The sequence below is a fragment of the Geojedonia litorea genome, assembly GCF_042654525.1.
Taxonomy (GTDB): Bacteria; Bacteroidota; Bacteroidia; order Flavobacteriales; family Flavobacteriaceae; genus Geojedonia; species Geojedonia litorea.
In genome coordinates this window covers 217,426-234,526 of the sequence record NZ_JBHSGP010000012.1, presented here as the reverse complement: position 1 = coordinate 234,526, position 17,101 = coordinate 217,426, and the positions used below count along the sequence as shown (strand labels likewise).

Annotated in this window: 18 protein-coding genes and 1 other RNA gene; 7 read left to right on the top strand and 12 right to left on the bottom strand. The window is 33.6% G+C overall.

Features of this window, described 5'->3' with window-relative positions:
- Positions 1-11 precede the first annotated feature (11 nt).
- Positions 12-467 carry a bacillithiol system redox-active protein YtxJ gene (ytxJ, locus tag ACFO5O_RS07205; protein WP_387962340.1) on the top strand — a complete coding sequence of 152 codons (456 nt, stop codon included), beginning with the start codon at positions 12-14 and terminating at the stop codon, positions 465-467.
- Positions 468-516: 49 nt separating this feature from the next.
- Here the strand turns inward: ytxJ and ACFO5O_RS07200 are convergent, their stop codons facing one another.
- From ACFO5O_RS07200 to fahA, 3 genes are all read right to left on the bottom strand, one after another.
- Complete coding sequence (locus tag ACFO5O_RS07200) at positions 517-1,587, bottom strand: DUF3667 domain-containing protein (RefSeq protein WP_387962338.1); 1,071 nt, start codon at positions 1,585-1,587, stop codon at positions 517-519.
- 197 nt (positions 1,588-1,784) lie between these two features.
- Positions 1,785-2,963 carry a hypothetical protein gene (locus ACFO5O_RS07195; protein WP_387962336.1) on the bottom strand — a complete coding sequence of 393 codons (1,179 nt, stop codon included), beginning with the start codon at positions 2,961-2,963 and terminating at the stop codon, positions 1,785-1,787.
- A gap of 107 nt (positions 2,964-3,070) precedes the next feature.
- Entirely contained in the window at positions 3,071-4,363 is a 1,293-nt protein-coding gene (gene fahA, locus ACFO5O_RS07190) for a fumarylacetoacetase (protein ID WP_387962334.1), read from the bottom strand.
- 110 nt (positions 4,364-4,473) lie between these two features.
- Between fahA and glyA the strand changes: the two genes are divergently transcribed.
- Complete coding sequence (gene glyA, locus ACFO5O_RS07185; RefSeq protein WP_387962332.1) at positions 4,474-5,745, top strand: serine hydroxymethyltransferase; 1,272 nt, start codon at positions 4,474-4,476, stop codon at positions 5,743-5,745.
- Positions 5,746-5,796: 51 nt separating this feature from the next.
- Here the strand turns inward: glyA and ACFO5O_RS07180 are convergent, their stop codons facing one another.
- The 4 genes from ACFO5O_RS07180 to ACFO5O_RS07165 form a co-directional block, all read right to left on the bottom strand.
- On the bottom strand, positions 5,797-7,371 hold the full coding sequence (locus ACFO5O_RS07180; protein WP_387962330.1) for a right-handed parallel beta-helix repeat-containing protein: 1,575 nt from the start codon (positions 7,369-7,371) through the stop codon (positions 5,797-5,799).
- 83 nt (positions 7,372-7,454) lie between these two features.
- Positions 7,455-8,144, bottom strand: coding sequence for a carboxypeptidase-like regulatory domain-containing protein (locus ACFO5O_RS07175; RefSeq protein ID WP_387962328.1), 690 nt, complete (start codon positions 8,142-8,144; stop codon positions 7,455-7,457).
- A 153-nt stretch (positions 8,145-8,297) separates the two neighbouring features.
- Positions 8,298-8,687, bottom strand: coding sequence for an acyl-CoA thioesterase (locus tag ACFO5O_RS07170; RefSeq protein ID WP_387962327.1), 390 nt, complete (start codon positions 8,685-8,687; stop codon positions 8,298-8,300).
- A 1-nt stretch (position 8,688) separates the two neighbouring features.
- Positions 8,689-9,726 carry a glutaminyl-peptide cyclotransferase gene (locus tag ACFO5O_RS07165; protein WP_387962325.1) on the bottom strand — a complete coding sequence of 346 codons (1,038 nt, stop codon included), beginning with the start codon at positions 9,724-9,726 and terminating at the stop codon, positions 8,689-8,691.
- A gap of 86 nt (positions 9,727-9,812) precedes the next feature.
- Between ACFO5O_RS07165 and ffs the strand changes: the two genes are divergently transcribed.
- The 4 genes from ffs to fsa all read left to right on the top strand — a co-directional run bounded on the left by ffs (position 9,813) and on the right by fsa (position 11,996).
- Positions 9,813-9,911: signal recognition particle sRNA small type (ffs, locus tag ACFO5O_RS07160), an RNA gene on the top strand.
- Positions 9,912-9,973: 62 nt separating this feature from the next.
- Positions 9,974-10,777 carry an SDR family oxidoreductase gene (locus tag ACFO5O_RS07155; protein WP_387962323.1) on the top strand — a complete coding sequence of 268 codons (804 nt, stop codon included), beginning with the start codon at positions 9,974-9,976 and terminating at the stop codon, positions 10,775-10,777.
- A 28-nt stretch (positions 10,778-10,805) separates the two neighbouring features.
- Complete coding sequence (locus tag ACFO5O_RS07150; protein WP_387962321.1) at positions 10,806-11,231, top strand: hypothetical protein; 426 nt, start codon at positions 10,806-10,808, stop codon at positions 11,229-11,231.
- A gap of 111 nt (positions 11,232-11,342) precedes the next feature.
- Positions 11,343-11,996, top strand: a complete 654-nt coding sequence (gene fsa / locus ACFO5O_RS07145) for a fructose-6-phosphate aldolase (RefSeq protein WP_387962320.1) — start codon at positions 11,343-11,345, stop codon at positions 11,994-11,996.
- Positions 11,997-12,041: 45 nt separating this feature from the next.
- Here the strand turns inward: fsa and ACFO5O_RS07140 are convergent, their stop codons facing one another.
- Positions 12,042-13,436, bottom strand: coding sequence for a TlpA family protein disulfide reductase (locus ACFO5O_RS07140; protein WP_387962318.1), 1,395 nt, complete (start codon positions 13,434-13,436; stop codon positions 12,042-12,044).
- Between the two features lie 184 nt (positions 13,437-13,620).
- Between ACFO5O_RS07140 and ACFO5O_RS07135 the strand changes: the two genes are divergently transcribed.
- Complete coding sequence (locus ACFO5O_RS07135) at positions 13,621-15,246, top strand: ABC-F family ATP-binding cassette domain-containing protein (RefSeq protein ID WP_387962316.1); 1,626 nt, start codon at positions 13,621-13,623, stop codon at positions 15,244-15,246.
- 27 nt (positions 15,247-15,273) lie between these two features.
- Here ACFO5O_RS07135 and ACFO5O_RS07130 read toward each other — a convergent pair whose 3' ends face one another.
- The 4 genes from ACFO5O_RS07130 to ACFO5O_RS07115 all read right to left on the bottom strand — a co-directional run bounded on the left by ACFO5O_RS07130 (position 15,274) and on the right by ACFO5O_RS07115 (position 16,924).
- Positions 15,274-15,504, bottom strand: coding sequence for a DUF2007 domain-containing protein (locus ACFO5O_RS07130; RefSeq protein ID WP_387962314.1), 231 nt, complete (start codon positions 15,502-15,504; stop codon positions 15,274-15,276).
- Between the two features lie 132 nt (positions 15,505-15,636).
- Positions 15,637-15,894, bottom strand: a complete 258-nt coding sequence (locus tag ACFO5O_RS07125; protein WP_387962312.1) for a DUF6952 family protein — start codon at positions 15,892-15,894, stop codon at positions 15,637-15,639.
- Position 15,895: 1 nt separating this feature from the next.
- Positions 15,896-16,204: a thioredoxin family protein gene (locus tag ACFO5O_RS07120; RefSeq protein ID WP_387962310.1), complete on the bottom strand. Its 309-nt coding sequence runs from the start codon at positions 16,202-16,204 to the stop codon at positions 15,896-15,898.
- Between the two features lie 75 nt (positions 16,205-16,279).
- Complete coding sequence (locus ACFO5O_RS07115; protein ID WP_387962308.1) at positions 16,280-16,924, bottom strand: peroxiredoxin; 645 nt, start codon at positions 16,922-16,924, stop codon at positions 16,280-16,282.
- Between the last annotated feature and the right edge of the window lie 177 nt (positions 16,925-17,101).

The window sequence follows — 17,101 nt, the reverse complement described above, 5'->3', positions numbered from 1 at the left end:
AAGGATTGAGGTTGAATACGACTTATGGGTCTAACAATAACGAATTTCACCTTGGTGAAGCTAAAGAAATTATAATTTTAATGGGATTTATTAAAAAACTATTTGGAGGAACTAACGTAGCTGTTGAAGAAAACGTCTTACCGTGGATAAATTTAGAAGAAGAGAACCAGTTAGAAAAACTAGAAAAGAATTCAGCAATCAAAACACAACTAATTTTTAAACACTCTACACGTTGTGGAATTAGCCGAATGGTCATGAATCAATTTGTTGCAGATTTTGATCAAACTGCTAACACGGATATTTATTATTTAGATGTTATAAATAAAAGAGAACTTTCTAGGACGTTAGCCTCTAATTTTCAGGTGGTACATGAATCACCTCAAGTTTTGGTAATCAAAAAAGGGGTAGTGGTTGCACATGCAAGCCATGGAGCGATCAATGACTTAGATTTCGGTCGATTTATTTAAGGACTCCAGTTACTAATCAATTTTAAGAATCGATTTTGTACAGCAGTTGTTAATGGATATTTATATATGTAAATAGTGCGAAAACCACAGTGAATAGGGTTAATAATGAAAGATTAATGATAATAATTGCCCAACTTTTAAAAAAGGACTTAATATTAGGCTGTCCGTACAGACGGCGGTGTGCAGGGAAATAATAATAAATCATCCAAATAATCCCTACAGATTTAACACTAAAATTAATCCAATCCACAAAAGGGTTTTTACCCAATAACGGGATAAATTCGTCTACAAAAAATAATATTAAGATCAACAAAAGTATAAATGAAAAATAATGAAGCGTAAAAATGCTATGATCAAAATAGCACCATTCTTTCTTATTGTGAAAAAGCCATAATATAAAAGCGAAAATGGGCATGTACGTAAACAGTACTTTAGGTAAATTATTGGTAAATGAGAGCAGGAACTTATCCATAATTTGCTCATTAGTGTTTTCTTGTTTTACGTTGAGCCATTTTTTTATAAACCAATATTCGGTTAAGCTTATTTTTTTTTCTTTGCCTCCTAGTTTTTGAATCGAGTCTAATTCATTAATAGATTTATAACCAAAATCGGCTACCTCTTTTTTATCAATTCCTTTTGTTTGATTTAGTATTTTTTTGAGTGTATCGTTATTTTGTTGTGACAATATGCCCACTTTAGTTAAGCCATCAATACTTTTTTCTTCGATATTCAATGAATCAATAGATGGGATTGCTATTTTATGAGTAGAAGTTTCTTTAAGGGCACTTTCAACTTCAATCGTTTTGTTTGGTAAAAGTGAGATTAAAAAAAAAGTAATGAAACTAATAAAAATATACAAACGAATTGGTGCTAAAAAGGACAAACGTTTTCCAGATAAATATTCTTTAGTTAAGGCAGCTGGTTTAAAAAACAAATAAATAATAGTTCTCCAAAACTTGCTGTCATAGTGCGTTAAATCTTCAAAAAAATTAATAAATAGGCGGTGGAAGGATTTAGAAATTTCTATATTTTCCTGACCACAGTTTGGACAATAGCGATGTGCTACCACATGTTGGCAGTTTAAGCACGATTTTTCTTTGCGTAACTTATCTTTGGACATTATTTTGAGATAGAAATTGAATTTGGTAAATCTAATTAAACTTAGTGCTATATATTACAGTAATGAGATTTATTTAGCTTATAAACAGATAAAAAGAATTTTACAAAGTTTTATTAATCTATAATAAACTTTAGAACGGCTTAAGGGCTAATTCAAAAACCATAAAAAAACTCCCAAATAAGCTTGGGAGTTTTTAATTAGTCTCTAATTCTAAATCTACTAATAATATCCTTAAGTTTGAGCTTTAAATCTTCACCTGTATCATAAACCATTTGTTCACTTGTTGGGAAAGGCATTCTTCTATTTCTTATGAGGTTAAGGTCTTCGGGAAACAGTGCGCGTTCATCTCCTCTAAAACTGCCAAAGATATTCTGAAATACAAAACCACTTTCAATAGGAAAGGAGTTGACCACTTGTCTGTTATTTAAATTCACATAAATGACGTCGCCAATAATTTGTGATGATTTAGTTTGTTCAAACTCAAAAAAGCGTGCTCTCACTTTTATGATCTTATCAATTTTAATATCATTGCCCAAACTATCTTTCATAACGTTACCGTTAGCATCTTTTTGGTATTCCCAACCATCTTTAACTTCACGCTCACGTAAAAATTCACGTTCTTTGATCTGTTCAGGTGAAATATTGATTTGTCGCAATTGAAGCTGCATTTCATAATCGTAATTTAGTTCAGGTAACGGATTGGCATGATAAACCGTCCAAAACTGATTGAGTCCATAAGTATCGAAATTCAATAAATCTTCTTCTAATCGCCTTGGAATAATTTGATGGGTATTGTTTTGTATGGACACCATTACATAATTTGTACCTCGATCATGTGCTTCAGCAATGAGCTCCCGGGTATTTTCATAATTGGGATTTATACGTTCTATATAGCTAAATGTGTCGTAGGCTTGTCTGATAATTCGTTTATCGTCGGAATCCAATTGTTTTATGCCTTCATCATATAAATAATCCGAAGTTTTTTCGCGATATTCAACAATGGCTTGGTCATAATTATTGAATTTGAATTGTAGTTTTCGACCATTTGCTTCTAATGGTAAAATGGGTTTTATACGTTCCTGACGCAAATGTAAACCCATATAGATTTCGTAAATTTCTCTGAATAATTCAGGATTATTTGTTTTTTTTAAGTGCTGAATATTAGTTAAATCGCGTTCCACTACTTTCGTGTAAGCATCACCAAGCATCAATATATAATCTTGATTTCGCTTTTTTTCCTTGTTGTTTGACAATTTTTTTAAAGCTTCTTGAATAGCTTGGTCGTAGTTACCAGTATTAATAGCTTTTGCAACTTGCTTTCTCCCACTACAGGAGATAACAATCAAACTTATCGTTAAGAGTAAAAATCGGTTCATAAGCGCTTAATTTAGGGGTTGTTCTTTGTTGGATTCAATTTTAATGCCAAACAAAAAAACACCCTCAATGTTTTTAGTTGAGGGTGAATAACTATATTCAATTTATTTTATTTCTTTTTTATTGGGTTATAAATGGGTAATAACTGGGTAGATACCTCACCAAACCCAATACGAGTACCATCTTTTTCGCAGTGGCCTCGCATTATCACAGTGTCGAAATCATTAATAAATTTGCGTTCAGTACCATCTTTCATAGTAAGCGGTTTTTCACCTCTCCAAGTTAATTCTAACATAGAACCATAAGAATCTGGAGTTGATCCTGAAATTGTTCCGCTACCCATCATGTCTCCTGAATTTACTGGACAACCATTAACGGTATGATGTGCTAATTGTTGAACCATATTCCAATACATGTATTTAAAGTTGGATTTGCTTACTATGGTTTCTTTTGCGGCTTTTGGTCTAATTGATACCTCTAAATTAATATCGTAGCTCTTTTTCCCTTTGTATTGAAGGTATGGTAACTGCGGTTTTAAAGGCTTTGGGCTTTCTACTCTAAATGGTTCTAATGCATCTAAAGTTACAATCCATGGTGAAATTGATGATGCAAAATTTTTCGCTAAAAATGGTCCTAAAGGAACATATTCCCACTTTTGAATATCTCTTGCCGACCAATCATTAAATAAAACCAAACCAAAAATATATTCTTCGGCTTCTGCAATTGGAATAGGTTCACCCAAATCATTGGCATCAGTTGTGATAAAAGCCATTTCAAGCTCAAAATCAACAGCTTTTGACGGACCAAAAACTGGTGTATCACTGCCTTCAGGTAAAGTCTGACCTTGTGGCCTATGTACCGGAATTCCAGAAGGGATAATAGAACTACTTCTACCATGATAACCAACCGGGATATGTAACCAATTGGGCATTAATGCATTTTCTGGGTCTCTAAACATAGATCCTACATTGGTAGCGTGTTCTATGCTTGAGTAAAAATCGGTGTAATCCCCAATTTGAACAGGTAATTGCATTTCGATTTCATCTAAACGAAACAAAACAATCTCTTTATGCTTGGTATTATTTTTTAAGGTGGTGTTATTGCTATCAAATATTTGAGCAATCCTGTTTCTCACAGCACGCCATGTTTTTCTACCGTCAGCAATAAAATCGTTCAGCGTATCTTGTAAAAAAATGTCATCTGTTAAAGGAATACCATCAAAATACCCTAATTGATGTAATGCGCCTAAATCTATTGCCGTATCGCCTATTCGGGTTCCAATGGTAATAATATCGTCTCTTGTTAGAAATACACCAAAAGGTATATTTTGTATTGGGAAATCTGAATTTTTACCAACGTGTAACCACGAAGTTCTATCAGGATTATTGGCGGATAATGGCATAGTTTTTTTGTTAATTAATTGTTCACTAAATCTATTTCAAATATATGTTTTTTGATGTATTTAACTAATGTATTTATTATTTTTGACAAAATTTAACAAAATAGGAAATTATGCAACGCGATCAACAAATTTTTGAGCTCATTGAAGCTGAAAAAGAAAGACAATTACACGGACTTGAACTTATTGCTTCTGAAAACTTTGTGAGTGATCAGGTGATGGAAGCCGCAGGTTCAGTTTTAACCAATAAATATGCCGAAGGGTATCCGGGTAAGCGTTATTATGGTGGTTGCGAAGTAGTTGATGAAGTGGAGCAAATTGCTATTGATCGTGCAAAAACCCTTTTTGGAGCAGCTTATGCCAATGTGCAGCCACATTCAGGTAGTCAGGCAAATACAGCAGTTTTTGCGGCGTGTTTGAAACCAGGAGATAAAATATTAGGATTTGATTTGTCACATGGTGGGCATTTGACTCATGGCTCACCGGTGAATTTTTCAGGAAAATTGTACAATCCTGTGTTTTATGGGGTTGATAAAGAAACCGGTCGTATCAATTACGATAAAATGGCGGCTATCGCTAAAGCTGAAAAACCGCAATTAATTATTGCTGGGGCTTCTGCATATTCGCGTGATATGGATTTTAAACGATTCCGCGAGATTGCAGATAGTGTAGGAGCAATTTTAATGGCCGATATTTCACATCCAGCAGGTTTAATTGCCAAAGGTATCTTAAACGACCCTATTCCTCATTGTCATGTGGTAACTACAACTACACACAAAACCTTACGTGGACCAAGAGGAGGAATGATTCTTATGGGTAAGGACTTTGAAAATCCCTTTGGTTTAAAATTGAAGAATGGAAATTTACGTATGATGTCATCATTATTTGATTCTGCCGTGTTTCCAGGAAATCAAGGTGGTCCGTTAGAGCATATCATCGCGGCTAAAGCAATTGCTTTTGGAGAAGCCCTTTCAGAAGATTTTATGCATTATATGCTGCAAGTAAAGAAAAATGCTGCCGCTATGGCAAAAGCCTTTGTAGCTAAAGATTACCACATTATCTCTGGAGGAACCGATAATCATATGATGCTTATCGATCTACGAAATAAAAATATTACCGGTAAAGATGCTGAAGAGGCTTTAGTAAAAGCAGATATTACGGTTAATAAAAACATGGTACCTTTTGATGATAAATCACCTTTTGTAACTTCAGGAATACGCGTAGGTACTGCCGCAGTTACGACAAGAGGTTTAAAGGAGGCTGATATGCAAACCATAGTAGATTTAATTGATGAAGTTATCAATAACTACGAAAATGAAGCAGTTTTAGAGGCAGTAGCTGATAAGGTAAACTCTATGATGAAAGGTTTGCCTTTATTCTCATAAACAAAAACATTCCTTTTAAAAAAAATAGCTCTGAATTTCAGAGCTATTTTTTTAATCTTCAAAAATAATATGCTGATAGGCACCTAAATCTGGTGCCGCCGAACGATTTACATTCAAAATATCAAAAGGAACTTGATTAGCAAATACGGTGTTTCCTTTATTGTTGGCTGCCGAATCGGCTCCAATAATAAGTTCATTTTCAAATGGTTCTTTGAAATCAGGGTTCTGATTGAATATCACATTTTCATATAACAAAGCATCATTGAAATTATAGTTAGGACCCGTAAAATGATTGCTATTATCTTCAAAACGAATCAAGCAATTGGTGAACTTAAAATTAAATGCACTTCCGTTTTCTTCGTCTAAAAGCAATTCTGGGTTGTCATTTCCGTAAATAATGCAATTGTTGAAATTGGCTTCAGTTAAGTCATTAGTAAATACCGCATTGTTTTCATCGGTCACATAATTGTTCAAGAATAGAGAAGGAAATTGCCTAAAACTGCTACTCCAATAATTTGCAATCGTACAATGCGTAAAATTATACTTACCACCGTAAGTGCCTGCAAATGAAGATTGGCCAGCCTTATTAATAACCACGTTTTCTGCTAATATTGAAGTACCTCGTCCAAGAATACCAAAATTACTAGAGTTATAAATTTTTGAATTCGAAATGGTTAGTTTGTTATTTGGGCCATTTTGATTTCCGTCGCTTAAAATTCCGACCGTTGCATTTTTTATGGTGGCGTAATTAATCTGATTGTTTCCGCTACCATTGAATAACCAAATGGTTCCCCATTGTCCTGGAACATCTTCAAAAATGGGCTCTAAGCGATCGCCTTCAAAAATGACTTCATTTTCCAGTTCTTCCTGATTATTGCTTAAAGCACCATTTACAATAAGCGATGCTGTATTGGTAATTAATAAACCAGAATTGGCATGAAAATGCACTCTTGCTCCAGCTTGTACTGTAAGTGTTTTACCTTCGTCAACTGCAGCATAACCGTAAATAACATAGGGTTTTTCATTAGTAAAAGTCAATTCACTATCGGTTAAAAATCGCCCCTGAATGTTTGTGTCATCTGCTTGCCCATCATTATCGATATCAAATGAAAGCGTTTCAATAATACCTACCGAATCCTTATTTGGATAGATAAAAACAGCATCTTTTACCAATGTGACTAATTCTACTTTTTGCAGGTTAGCCCCGCTATCAAATTCAATGGCATCAGTATATAAAAATTGTGTTGAAGAAGTTGCCAAAGCTTGGATGTCAATAGTGGTTTCAATAAAAATATACATGCTGTCTTTGGCAAGCAGTTCTACGTTTTCAAATTCCTTTCCTGGAATACCGTCAACATTAAGGCGGTAATTTGATGCCTGCCCTTGTGTTAAACGCACAGTTGGAATAACAATATCGGTATTACTTTTATTATAAACTTTTAAATTGTATGTGCTTGAACCTATGTTGGAAAATACGGTATCTAGATAAACCGTGTCCTTTGAAAAGCCTAAATTTCCTGAACTTGGAGAAAACTCAAAGTCGGTCCTACAGGAACTCCAAAACACCAATATCATAAGTGTTAAAATGAAATAGGCAAATTTTTTCATAGCAAATTGAAGCTTCATATCATCAAATAGGTTACATGACTATAAGCCCAAAAATATAACTTTTGAATTTATGAAATAGTATGTAAGCCATAATTTGATATTTAATTTTTTGAATTTTGGTTTTCTTGAAGCCTCAATGCGGCATTAAAGGATTTACTCAATTGAAACAATCGCTCAAGAAGCACTAGATGATTTTCCTTCTCAAGTAAGGACACGTCTATCTGTTCTGCTTCGCAATATTCGAAGAACAAAGCCTGATGTTCCTTTTTTAGATGCAACTCGTTGAGTAAAAGCTCCTGATTGAAAAAATAATCATTCTTAAATAGAGTTTCTAAATGCTCAAATTGGACATATATTGACGTTTGATTGGTTTTTTTATTCTTGAATAAACTAAAGATGAGCCTTCCAATAGCAATAAAATCCATGCTGCCATTTCCTAATGATTGATAGTTGTGCGGATTGGTTTTGAAATCATTTTCGATTTGAATTTTCATCAGATTTTTAACTTGGGTTGAATCAAAAGGTTTTTCTTGGGTTTTAGTTACAGTTACTTCGTTAAGTTCGTTTACTACTTTTTTGAGCTCAACCACAATAATATCTTGTAAGTCTGAAGGTCTGACTTTAATTGTCAATGTTTTGTGAAATAAGGAAGAAAAGCTAATAGAATCATTACTGTTGGCTAGTATTTCAAAATTACCATCGTCGTCAGTAAACGTTATAATGTCCTTTGTACTATTAACAACTTTAGCTCCTTTAACTGTTGCTTCAGCATCATAGACTTTTCCAACCAAATTTTGTGAAAAGGAAATCGAATATGAACATAGTAAAACAAAAAAGGTGGTTTTTAACACAAGAAAGACGTAAAGGTTAGTTGTGTTAAATTAATAGGTTTTTAATTAAAAAGATAAAATAATTAAGATACTTTAACACTAAAATCCAGGTTTCTAACTAAATAGATCAATAATCTCTTGAGGAATTCTAGCCGGTTTGAGTGTTGTACGCGACATTAAGCACCAGTTGGTTTCTGAAGTTGTTAATAGTTTACCAGAAGCTTTGTTATAAATCTCAACCATTCGTGTTGAGGTTACACCTTCAGATTTTGTGACAAAGGTTTTTAAGGTGAGTACATCATCTAAAACAGCTTGACCTTTATATTGAATATGATGGCTCAACATGACCCAAAAGTAAGTATTCAAAATTTCAGGAGTGGCTTTTGAATTCCAATGTTGTTCTGCTACATCCTGAACCCATTGCACATATTGCACGTTGTTAACGTGTTTAAGTGCATCAAGATGCTTGCTATCAACTTTTACTGAAGTCTCTAAAACTTGCATACTACTGTTCAGTGATTTTAACTTCGAACAATTTATCCCATCGCTTACCTGTTACAAAAAGCGTATTGGTTTCAGAATTATATGCTATTCCGTTGAGTACATCTAATCCTTGATGTTGGGTTACAAGCTTGTGTAAAGGAGAAAAATCAATCACACCTTCAACTGCACCAGTATTTGGATCGATAATAGCAACCCCGTTGAGTTGGTAACGGTTGGCATATATTTTTCCATTAACCCATTCCAGTTCATTAAGACCTATGACCTTTCCACGGTTATGATACGCTTGAATGCGATTGGTTTCGGTAAGTGTTTTAGGGTCTAGCAGCCAGATATTTTCAGTACCATCACTTTTAAATAGAATTGAGTCATCATTACAAAGCCCCCAGCCTTCCTTGCTTTGGCCATATTTAAAAGTTCCAGTTTTTTCAAAAGTTTCAATGTCATAAACAAACCCGGTATTTTCTTTCCATGTTAACAGATAGATATTGTTATTTAACACAGTTAAGCCTTCTCCAAAATATTGATTGGATAGATTTATGTTTTTTAATACCTCGCCAGTTTTGTAATCAACTTTTCTCAACTTAGACTCACCATATTGTCCGGTACTCTCATATAATTCTCCATCATGAAACTCCAAACCTTGTGTGTATGAAGTAATATCATGAGTATAGGTGTTTACGATGGTATACGTATAAATTTTAGGTTGTACGTTGTTTAAGATAAACAAGGAAGTTGAAACAGTTTCATTGGTATCATCATAGGTAATAGTAGCGGAAAGTCTGTGTTCTCCTAACTTCAGGTTTTCTAAAGTATATGAAGGGGTAATAGCCTTTCCGTCGAGAACGTATTCCACCGCTTTTACATCAAGATTTTTTTTGTTTGTAATAGTAAGGTTCAAAGTTTCACCTAAAGCGATAGTATTATTTTTCACATTGGTTTCTATAGAAAAATTGTTCTTTTTCTTATCGTTATTATTTCCGCAAGTAAATAAAAGAAGTGCTAACCCAATGACAGCTAAAAATTTAAATGATGTCTTCATTCTTTGAAAAATTTAAGGCAAGGTATTTAATAAAAATCAGTTTAAAAAATCATTGTAAAAGTATTAAAAGGTTGTATCTTTGCATTCGGCAAGTCCTACACAACCAGCTCCTGCTGAATCCTCCAGGGCGGGAACGCAGCAAAGGTAAGTGGTCGTAGCGGTGTGATGTAGGTAGCTTGCCTTTTTTTGTACCCAATAGTTTCCTTTTTATATTGTATTTTTGGAACTCAAAATTTCTCTTCAAGCTATGTCTAAAGTTGTTTTGATCACTGGTGGATCTTCAGGAATAGGAAAATCTGTAGGCGACTATTTAAGTTCAAACGGCTATACAGTGTTTGGAACTAGTAGAAATCCAGACAACTACAAGGATAGTAACTTTCCGTTACTTGCCTTGGATGTTTCCAAAATAGACACTATAAAACTAGCCGTTGAATCTGTGATTGAGCGTGCTGGCCGCTTAGATGTACTCATTAATAATGCCGGCGCAGGGATTACAGGTCCAATTGAAGAAATTCCTGAAGAAGAGATCAAACGTAATTTTGAGACTAATCTTTTTGGCCCCATTAACGTTATAAAAGCAGTTTTGCCACAAATGCGACTCCAGAATGCTGGACTAATCATAAATATTACCTCAATTGCTGGGTATATGGGATTGCCATACCGCGGTATTTATAGTGCTAGTAAAGGAGCATTAGAATTAATTACCGAAACTTTTAGAATGGAGCTAAACGATTTTAACATAAAAATGACCAATGTTGCCCCGGGCGACTTTGCTACGAATATTGTAGCTGGACGTTATCATGCACCAGTTGCCAATGATTCTCCATATAAAAAGCATTATTCCAATACCCTAAAACTTATGAATTCACATGTTGATAGTGGTAAAGATCCAGCATTAATGGCAAAAATGATTTTCAAAATAATTAATACTAAAAATCCAAGAGTGCATTATAAAGTTGGAGAATTCATGCAAAAGTTCTCAATAGTATTAAAAAGAATACTTCCAGATACCTGGTATGAACGACTTTTAATGAAGCATTATAAGTTATAAATTAAAAACAACACTTTGATCGACCTATATGAAAAAATTAGCTATCACAATTATACTCGTAGGTCTTTTGTCGCTACTTGGATGTCAAGACCTTTTAGAATGTATTATTAATAGACGTCCGGAGCTCTCCGATAATCCATTGGAAATAGCTTTTGTTAACAATTTTTATACTGAAACCATCACTTCTGAAATTAAAAACGAACCTTTTGATGATGGCTATTATTACAATTTTTTCATAACAGGTGAATTGCCGCCCGGTATTGAGTATTACATTGATTATAGAAATGTGATTTTTGAAGGTGTCCCAGTAGTCGCAGGAACTTATACATTTAAAGTTAACTTAAGCGTTAGTCAGGCCGACAATTATGAGGATGAGTGTGAAAACAGGTTTAATGATTGTGATGGCTTATGTGCCGAAAGTATAAGCAAAACATATTCTATAGTGGTTAATTGACAATATTGTCACTATTTGTTAATATGTTTTTAGTTGAAATTACCTCGTTAAGTAGCTAATTATTGTAATTTCGCAATAATTTTATAAGAAAATCCTAAACAATTATTTGCAATGAAATTTTTTATTGATACAGCCAATTTAGATCAAATTAAAGAAGCACAAGATCTTGGCGTTTTAGATGGCGTTACCACCAACCCTTCATTAATGGCCAAAGAAGGAATTACAGGACACGATAATATAATGAAGCATTATGTTAATATCTGTAATATAGTAGATGGTGATGTTAGTGCCGAAGTAATTTCAACCGATTTTGATGGCATGGTAAGAGAAGGAGAAGCTTTGGCTGATTTGCATGAGCAAATTGTAATAAAATTACCAATGATAAAAGATGGTGTAAAAGCCTGTAAATACTTTAGTGATAAAGGTGTTAAAACTAATGTGACTTTGGTATTTTCACCTGGACAAGCACTTTTGGCTGCCAAAGCAGGAGCAACTTATGTGTCTCCATTCATTGGGCGATTAGATGATATTTCAACAGATGGTTTGAACCTTATTTCAGAAATACGTTTAATTTATGACAACTATGGTTTTGATACTCAAATTTTAGCCGCCTCTGTACGCCATACCATGCATGTTATTGATTGCGCTAAATTGGGAGCTGATGTAATGACAGGGCCTTTAAGTTCAATCACAGGTTTACTTAACCATCCATTAACGGATATTGGTCTTGCTAAATTTTTGGCAGATTATAAAAAAGGAAATTAGAATTTCTAACAAAAAAAGGGCAATCTAATTAGTTTGCCCTTTTTTTTACCATTTTTTCTTACTGATTTGTGCTAACTCTTCTTCAAATTCTGAAGTGTAGAGCAGTACGTTAGGATTGATAATCTTGCAGTCTTTAGTCACCAAAATTGATTTTTTGACACTGTTAATTGCCAATGCTTTTAAAGATTCATTAGGATACTTAAATTGAAATTCATGGGTTACTGGAAAATTATACTGATTTAGTATTTTTTTCCAATGGGTATTGTCATCATCATTGATGTTTATTCCTATAAAATCGATATTTGGAAATTTGGTCTTTAACTGTTTTACCTTATAGTGGCTATTCTTCAATAAGAGCGGTAGACTAGAAGACCAGAAATAAATAACCGTTGGCTTGGTAATGATTGAATCAAAAACTACTTCATTATCATTGTAATCCACTAAAACAAGTTTAGGGAGTTTTTTTCCTTTTTTAAGGCCTTTTAGAGAAAATGCCAAGCTATTAATATAATTTTTGTCGCGATCACTACTACATTTTTCTAAAAATGAATTTAAGACCTTTTGTGTCTCAAGGCTGTCTTCGCTCACCGACATAAAATCTCTTGTAGTATATTTTAATAAGTTATTTTTTATTGCAGGATTACTCACCAAACTATCTATAAGATTTAATTTTTCTAGATTATAAATCACCGAGGTTCGGTCAAACAAATCGTAATGTGTTGCAGTTTGGTAGTATTTTTTAAGCGCTAAATTGTTAAAATGCGAGTATAAAAATTTATTATAAGTGTAAAATTCTATAAGATCTTCATTGTTGTAATCTATATCTTTTCTATAGCTATAGAAGTTTTCAGGTAAATCGTTGTAATGAATCAAATTGCGATAACCATAATATCCAAAAGGATAAATTTCCTTATTAGCGTAATAGTTGTAATTAATTCCTGTAGTTGCGATGGTTTTGAAGAGATCAGAATAACTCTTAAAACTTAAAAACTCATCTAACTCCTTGAGCTTGCTATGACGTGTGGAATCTAAAACTTTCTCAAATCTCGAAGGCTCAAATTGGCACAAATTCATGAAATTTTGATTTTCCTGTTCATTATCTAAGAACATTTTAATCAAATAATTATTCTTTTTAGCCCCGCGGCCTGTATAAACCAAAGACTCATCGAAGTCATTTGTATTTAATCTAAAAATAATACTGTCTTGAGGTTCAAGCAATACCATTTGGTACTCTCCACCATGAGCAAAAGCGTAAAGACCTGGTTTTAAATTGTTGATTTTGAATAAAAATCTATTTTTAGCATCTAAAGCTATGGTGTCAAATCTTGTGCTACTACTAATAGTTACATAATCGTTATTCGGATTTATCACCTCACCACCTATAAATGCGTAATCCTCACCAGCTTCAACAGATTTCTTGCAGCTTAATAGTGAGGTCATAACAAAAAGTATAATGATATAAAATCGCATAAATGGAAAAGTGTATAGTATGTCTTAATCAACAAAAATAGAGTTTGAGCACAAAACCTCTTGTTAATAGCGTGTTAAATGTTATATAAGAGTGTATTTGTTTTATGTTATGATGAGTTTTTTCTACTTTTGCAGCAAAATTTAAAACAAGGCTATGTTATCAGTTTCTAATCTTTCAGTTCAATTTGGAAAACGCATCCTTTTTGATGAGGTAAACACTACATTCAATCAAGGAAACTGCTATGGTATCATAGGTGCAAATGGAGCAGGGAAATCTACTTTTTTAAAGATTTTGGCAGGTAAACAAGACCCAACATCTGGCCATGTGCATTTAGAGCCAGGAAAGCGTATGTCTGTTTTAGAACAAAACCACAATTTATATGATGCACATACGGTTTTAGAAACCGTCATTATGGGTAACAAACCACTTTTTAAGCTCAAAACAGAATTGGATGCGCTTTATGCTGATTATACCGATGAGAACGCTGAAAAAATAGGGGAGCTTCAGGTGGAGTTTGAAGAAATGAATGGTTGGAACGCCGATAGTGATGCTGCGGCAATGCTTTCCAATTTAGGTATCAAGGAAGAATTTCATTATACACTCATGCAGGATCTAGATGGTAAGCAAAAAGTGAGAGTGTTATTAGCTCAGGCCTTATTTGGTAATCCAGATGTGTTGATTATGGATGAGCCTACCAACGATTTAGATTATGAAACTATTTCATGGTTGGAAAACTTTTTAGCCAATTATGATAACTGTGTTATTGTTGTATCGCACGACCGTCACTTTTTAGATGCTGTTTGTACGCATATTTCGGATATTGATTTTGGAAAAATCAACCATTATTCTGGGAATTATACCTTTTGGTATGAATCATCGCAACTAGCAGCCAGACAACGCGCACAACAAAATAAAAAAGCCGAAGAAAAGAAAAAAGAACTTGAAGAGTTTATTAGACGTTTCTCTGCCAACGTTGCGAAATCTAAACAGGCAACAAGTAGAAAGAAAATGATTGAGAAATTGAATATTTCTGACATCAAACCTTCAAGTAGACGATATCCTGCTATTATTTTTGAGCGCGATCGCGAGGCTGGTGACCAAATATTAAATATAGATAACTTAAGTGCTTCAATTGATGGGGAAATTTTGTTTCAAAATGTTCATGTTAATTTGGCAAAAGGAGATAAAGTGGTTGTGTATTCAAAAGATTCGAGAGCAACAACTGCCTTCTATCAAATTATAAATGGAAATGAGAAAGCAGATACCGGTACTTATAATTGGGGTGTAACCACTAATCAATCTTATTTACCTCTTGACAATAGTGAATTCTTTAACAATAAACTTACCTTGGTAGATTGGTTGCGTCAATGGGCAACAACTGAAGAGGAGCGTGAAGAAGTTTATATTCGTGGATTTCTAGGGAAAATGATTTTTAGTGGCGAAGAGGCCTTGAAAACTGCTGATGTATTATCTGGAGGTGAAAAAGTACGTTGTATGTTGAGTCGCATGATGATGATGAGAGCGAATGTTCTTATGCTAGATGAACCTACTAACCACCTAGATTTAGAAAGTATTACGGCATTTAATAATTCATTAAAGAATTTTAAAGGCACTGTGTTGTTTACAACACATGACCATGAATTTGCTCAAACCGTGGCGAACCGTGTAATTGAGCTAACACCTAATGGTGCGATTGATCGCTACATGACTTTTGATGAGTATATGAGTGATAAGAAAATTAAAGAACAACGTGAGAAAATGTATGCAGTTACAGTTTAAATAAAAAAGCTCCAATTGGAGCTTTTTTTATTCTTGCAATTCTGAATTTACAGCATCCACAATAGGTCTGGCATGAGGTTCTTCATCTTTATGCACATAAAGTTCCTGAAAACCTTGGATTGAAGATCCAAAACCTGCTAATCGGCCTGATTCAGATTCATCTTTAATAATTGGGCTTATCCCAATAGTTTCTAAACGATCTACCACTAATTGAACCACAATAAAGCTTCCTGAAAATATTTTGACGTAGCTATCCATTTTACTTAAATTTAATATCCTTTAAGATACGAAAATTCTAGTTTAGAATTTAGAAAAACACTTAAATCTACGTTAAAATAAAACCTCTTCAAGTGAAGAGGTTTTAATATACTTATTCAAATATATCCTGCACTAATTATCAATTGCACCTAAAACACGTTGCATAAAACTGTTTAGTGCTTCTTTTTTAGCTGTACCCGATTTAATCATTTTATGAACTTCAACAGCGCCATACATATTGGAAATCAACTCTCCAATAACATCAAGTTCTTCATCCTTTAGTGAAGGCACTTCAGTTAAAGCCTCCAAAGTTTCAATCGTTTCTAAAACGAAATCTTCATCATTTTCCTCAATAAATTGAGTGAGATGTTTTATGATGGGTAATTTCATATTAATTTAATTGATTTACGAGGTCAATAAGCACATCAAACTTGTTGGTTTGTACTTGACTCACAAACTCACCTTTTTTAAAAGCCGCGAAGGTAGGTAGATTGTCAACTGTAGCCAGTTTTCTTGACTCTGGAAATTTTTCTGCATCTGCAATTATAAACTTAATTGAGTCTTTTTCTGAAGCTAATTTTTTGAATTTTGGCTTCATAATTCTGCAGTTGCCACACCAACCCGCTGAATATTGTACAATTACAGTATCATTTTCTGATACGAGTTGTTTTAAATTATCTTGATCTAATTCGTGTAACATTATTTTCAATGATTAAAATTTCAAATACCAAATCCCATAGAAACTCTTGGAATTTGATATTTGAAAGTTGTTTGATTAATTTAAATGAGCGGTTAAATATTCTGCGACACCGCTACGATTCGCATTCATAGCTGTTTTACCTTCTTCCCAATTAGCAGGACAAACTTCACCTTTTTGTTGAACATGCGTATAGGCATCAATCAAACGTAAAAATTCGTTAACGTTTCTACCAAGCGGCATATGGTTGATACTTTCATGAACTACAGTACCTTCTTCATCAATAATATAGGTAGCTCTATAGGTTACATTATCGCCTTCAACTGTAACTACGCCGGTTTCTTCATCATAGTGTTCATTGGTAATGTCTAAAATGCCAAGGGTAGATGCAAGGTTTCTATTACTATCTGCTAATATTGGGTAAGTAACACCTTCAATACCACCATTATCTTTAGCCGTGTTTAACCAAGCAAAATGAACTTCAGCTGTATCACAAGATGCACCAATAACCATGGTGTTTCTCTTTTCGAACTCACCTAAAGCAGCTTGAAATGCATGTAATTCTGTTGGGCATACAAAAGTGAAATCTTTTGGGTACCAAAATAAAAGTACTTTTTTATTGTTGTTTTTTGCTTCTTCAAGAACGTTAAGCTTAAAAGTGTCGCCCATGTCGTTCATAGCGTTAACGTTTAAATTTGGAAATTTTTTTCCTACAAATGCCATAAATTGTGTTTTTAATGTTTATTAATTCTGAAGCAAAAATAGGAATAGCGATTAGGCCTTTCAATAGGCTGTGATTATAAAATTCTATCGTAAAATAGTTGTAAGAAATGCTTTTAAAAAACAGGCAGATTTCTAATAATTCAATAATCAATTGAAGCTTAATTTATTGAATTATGA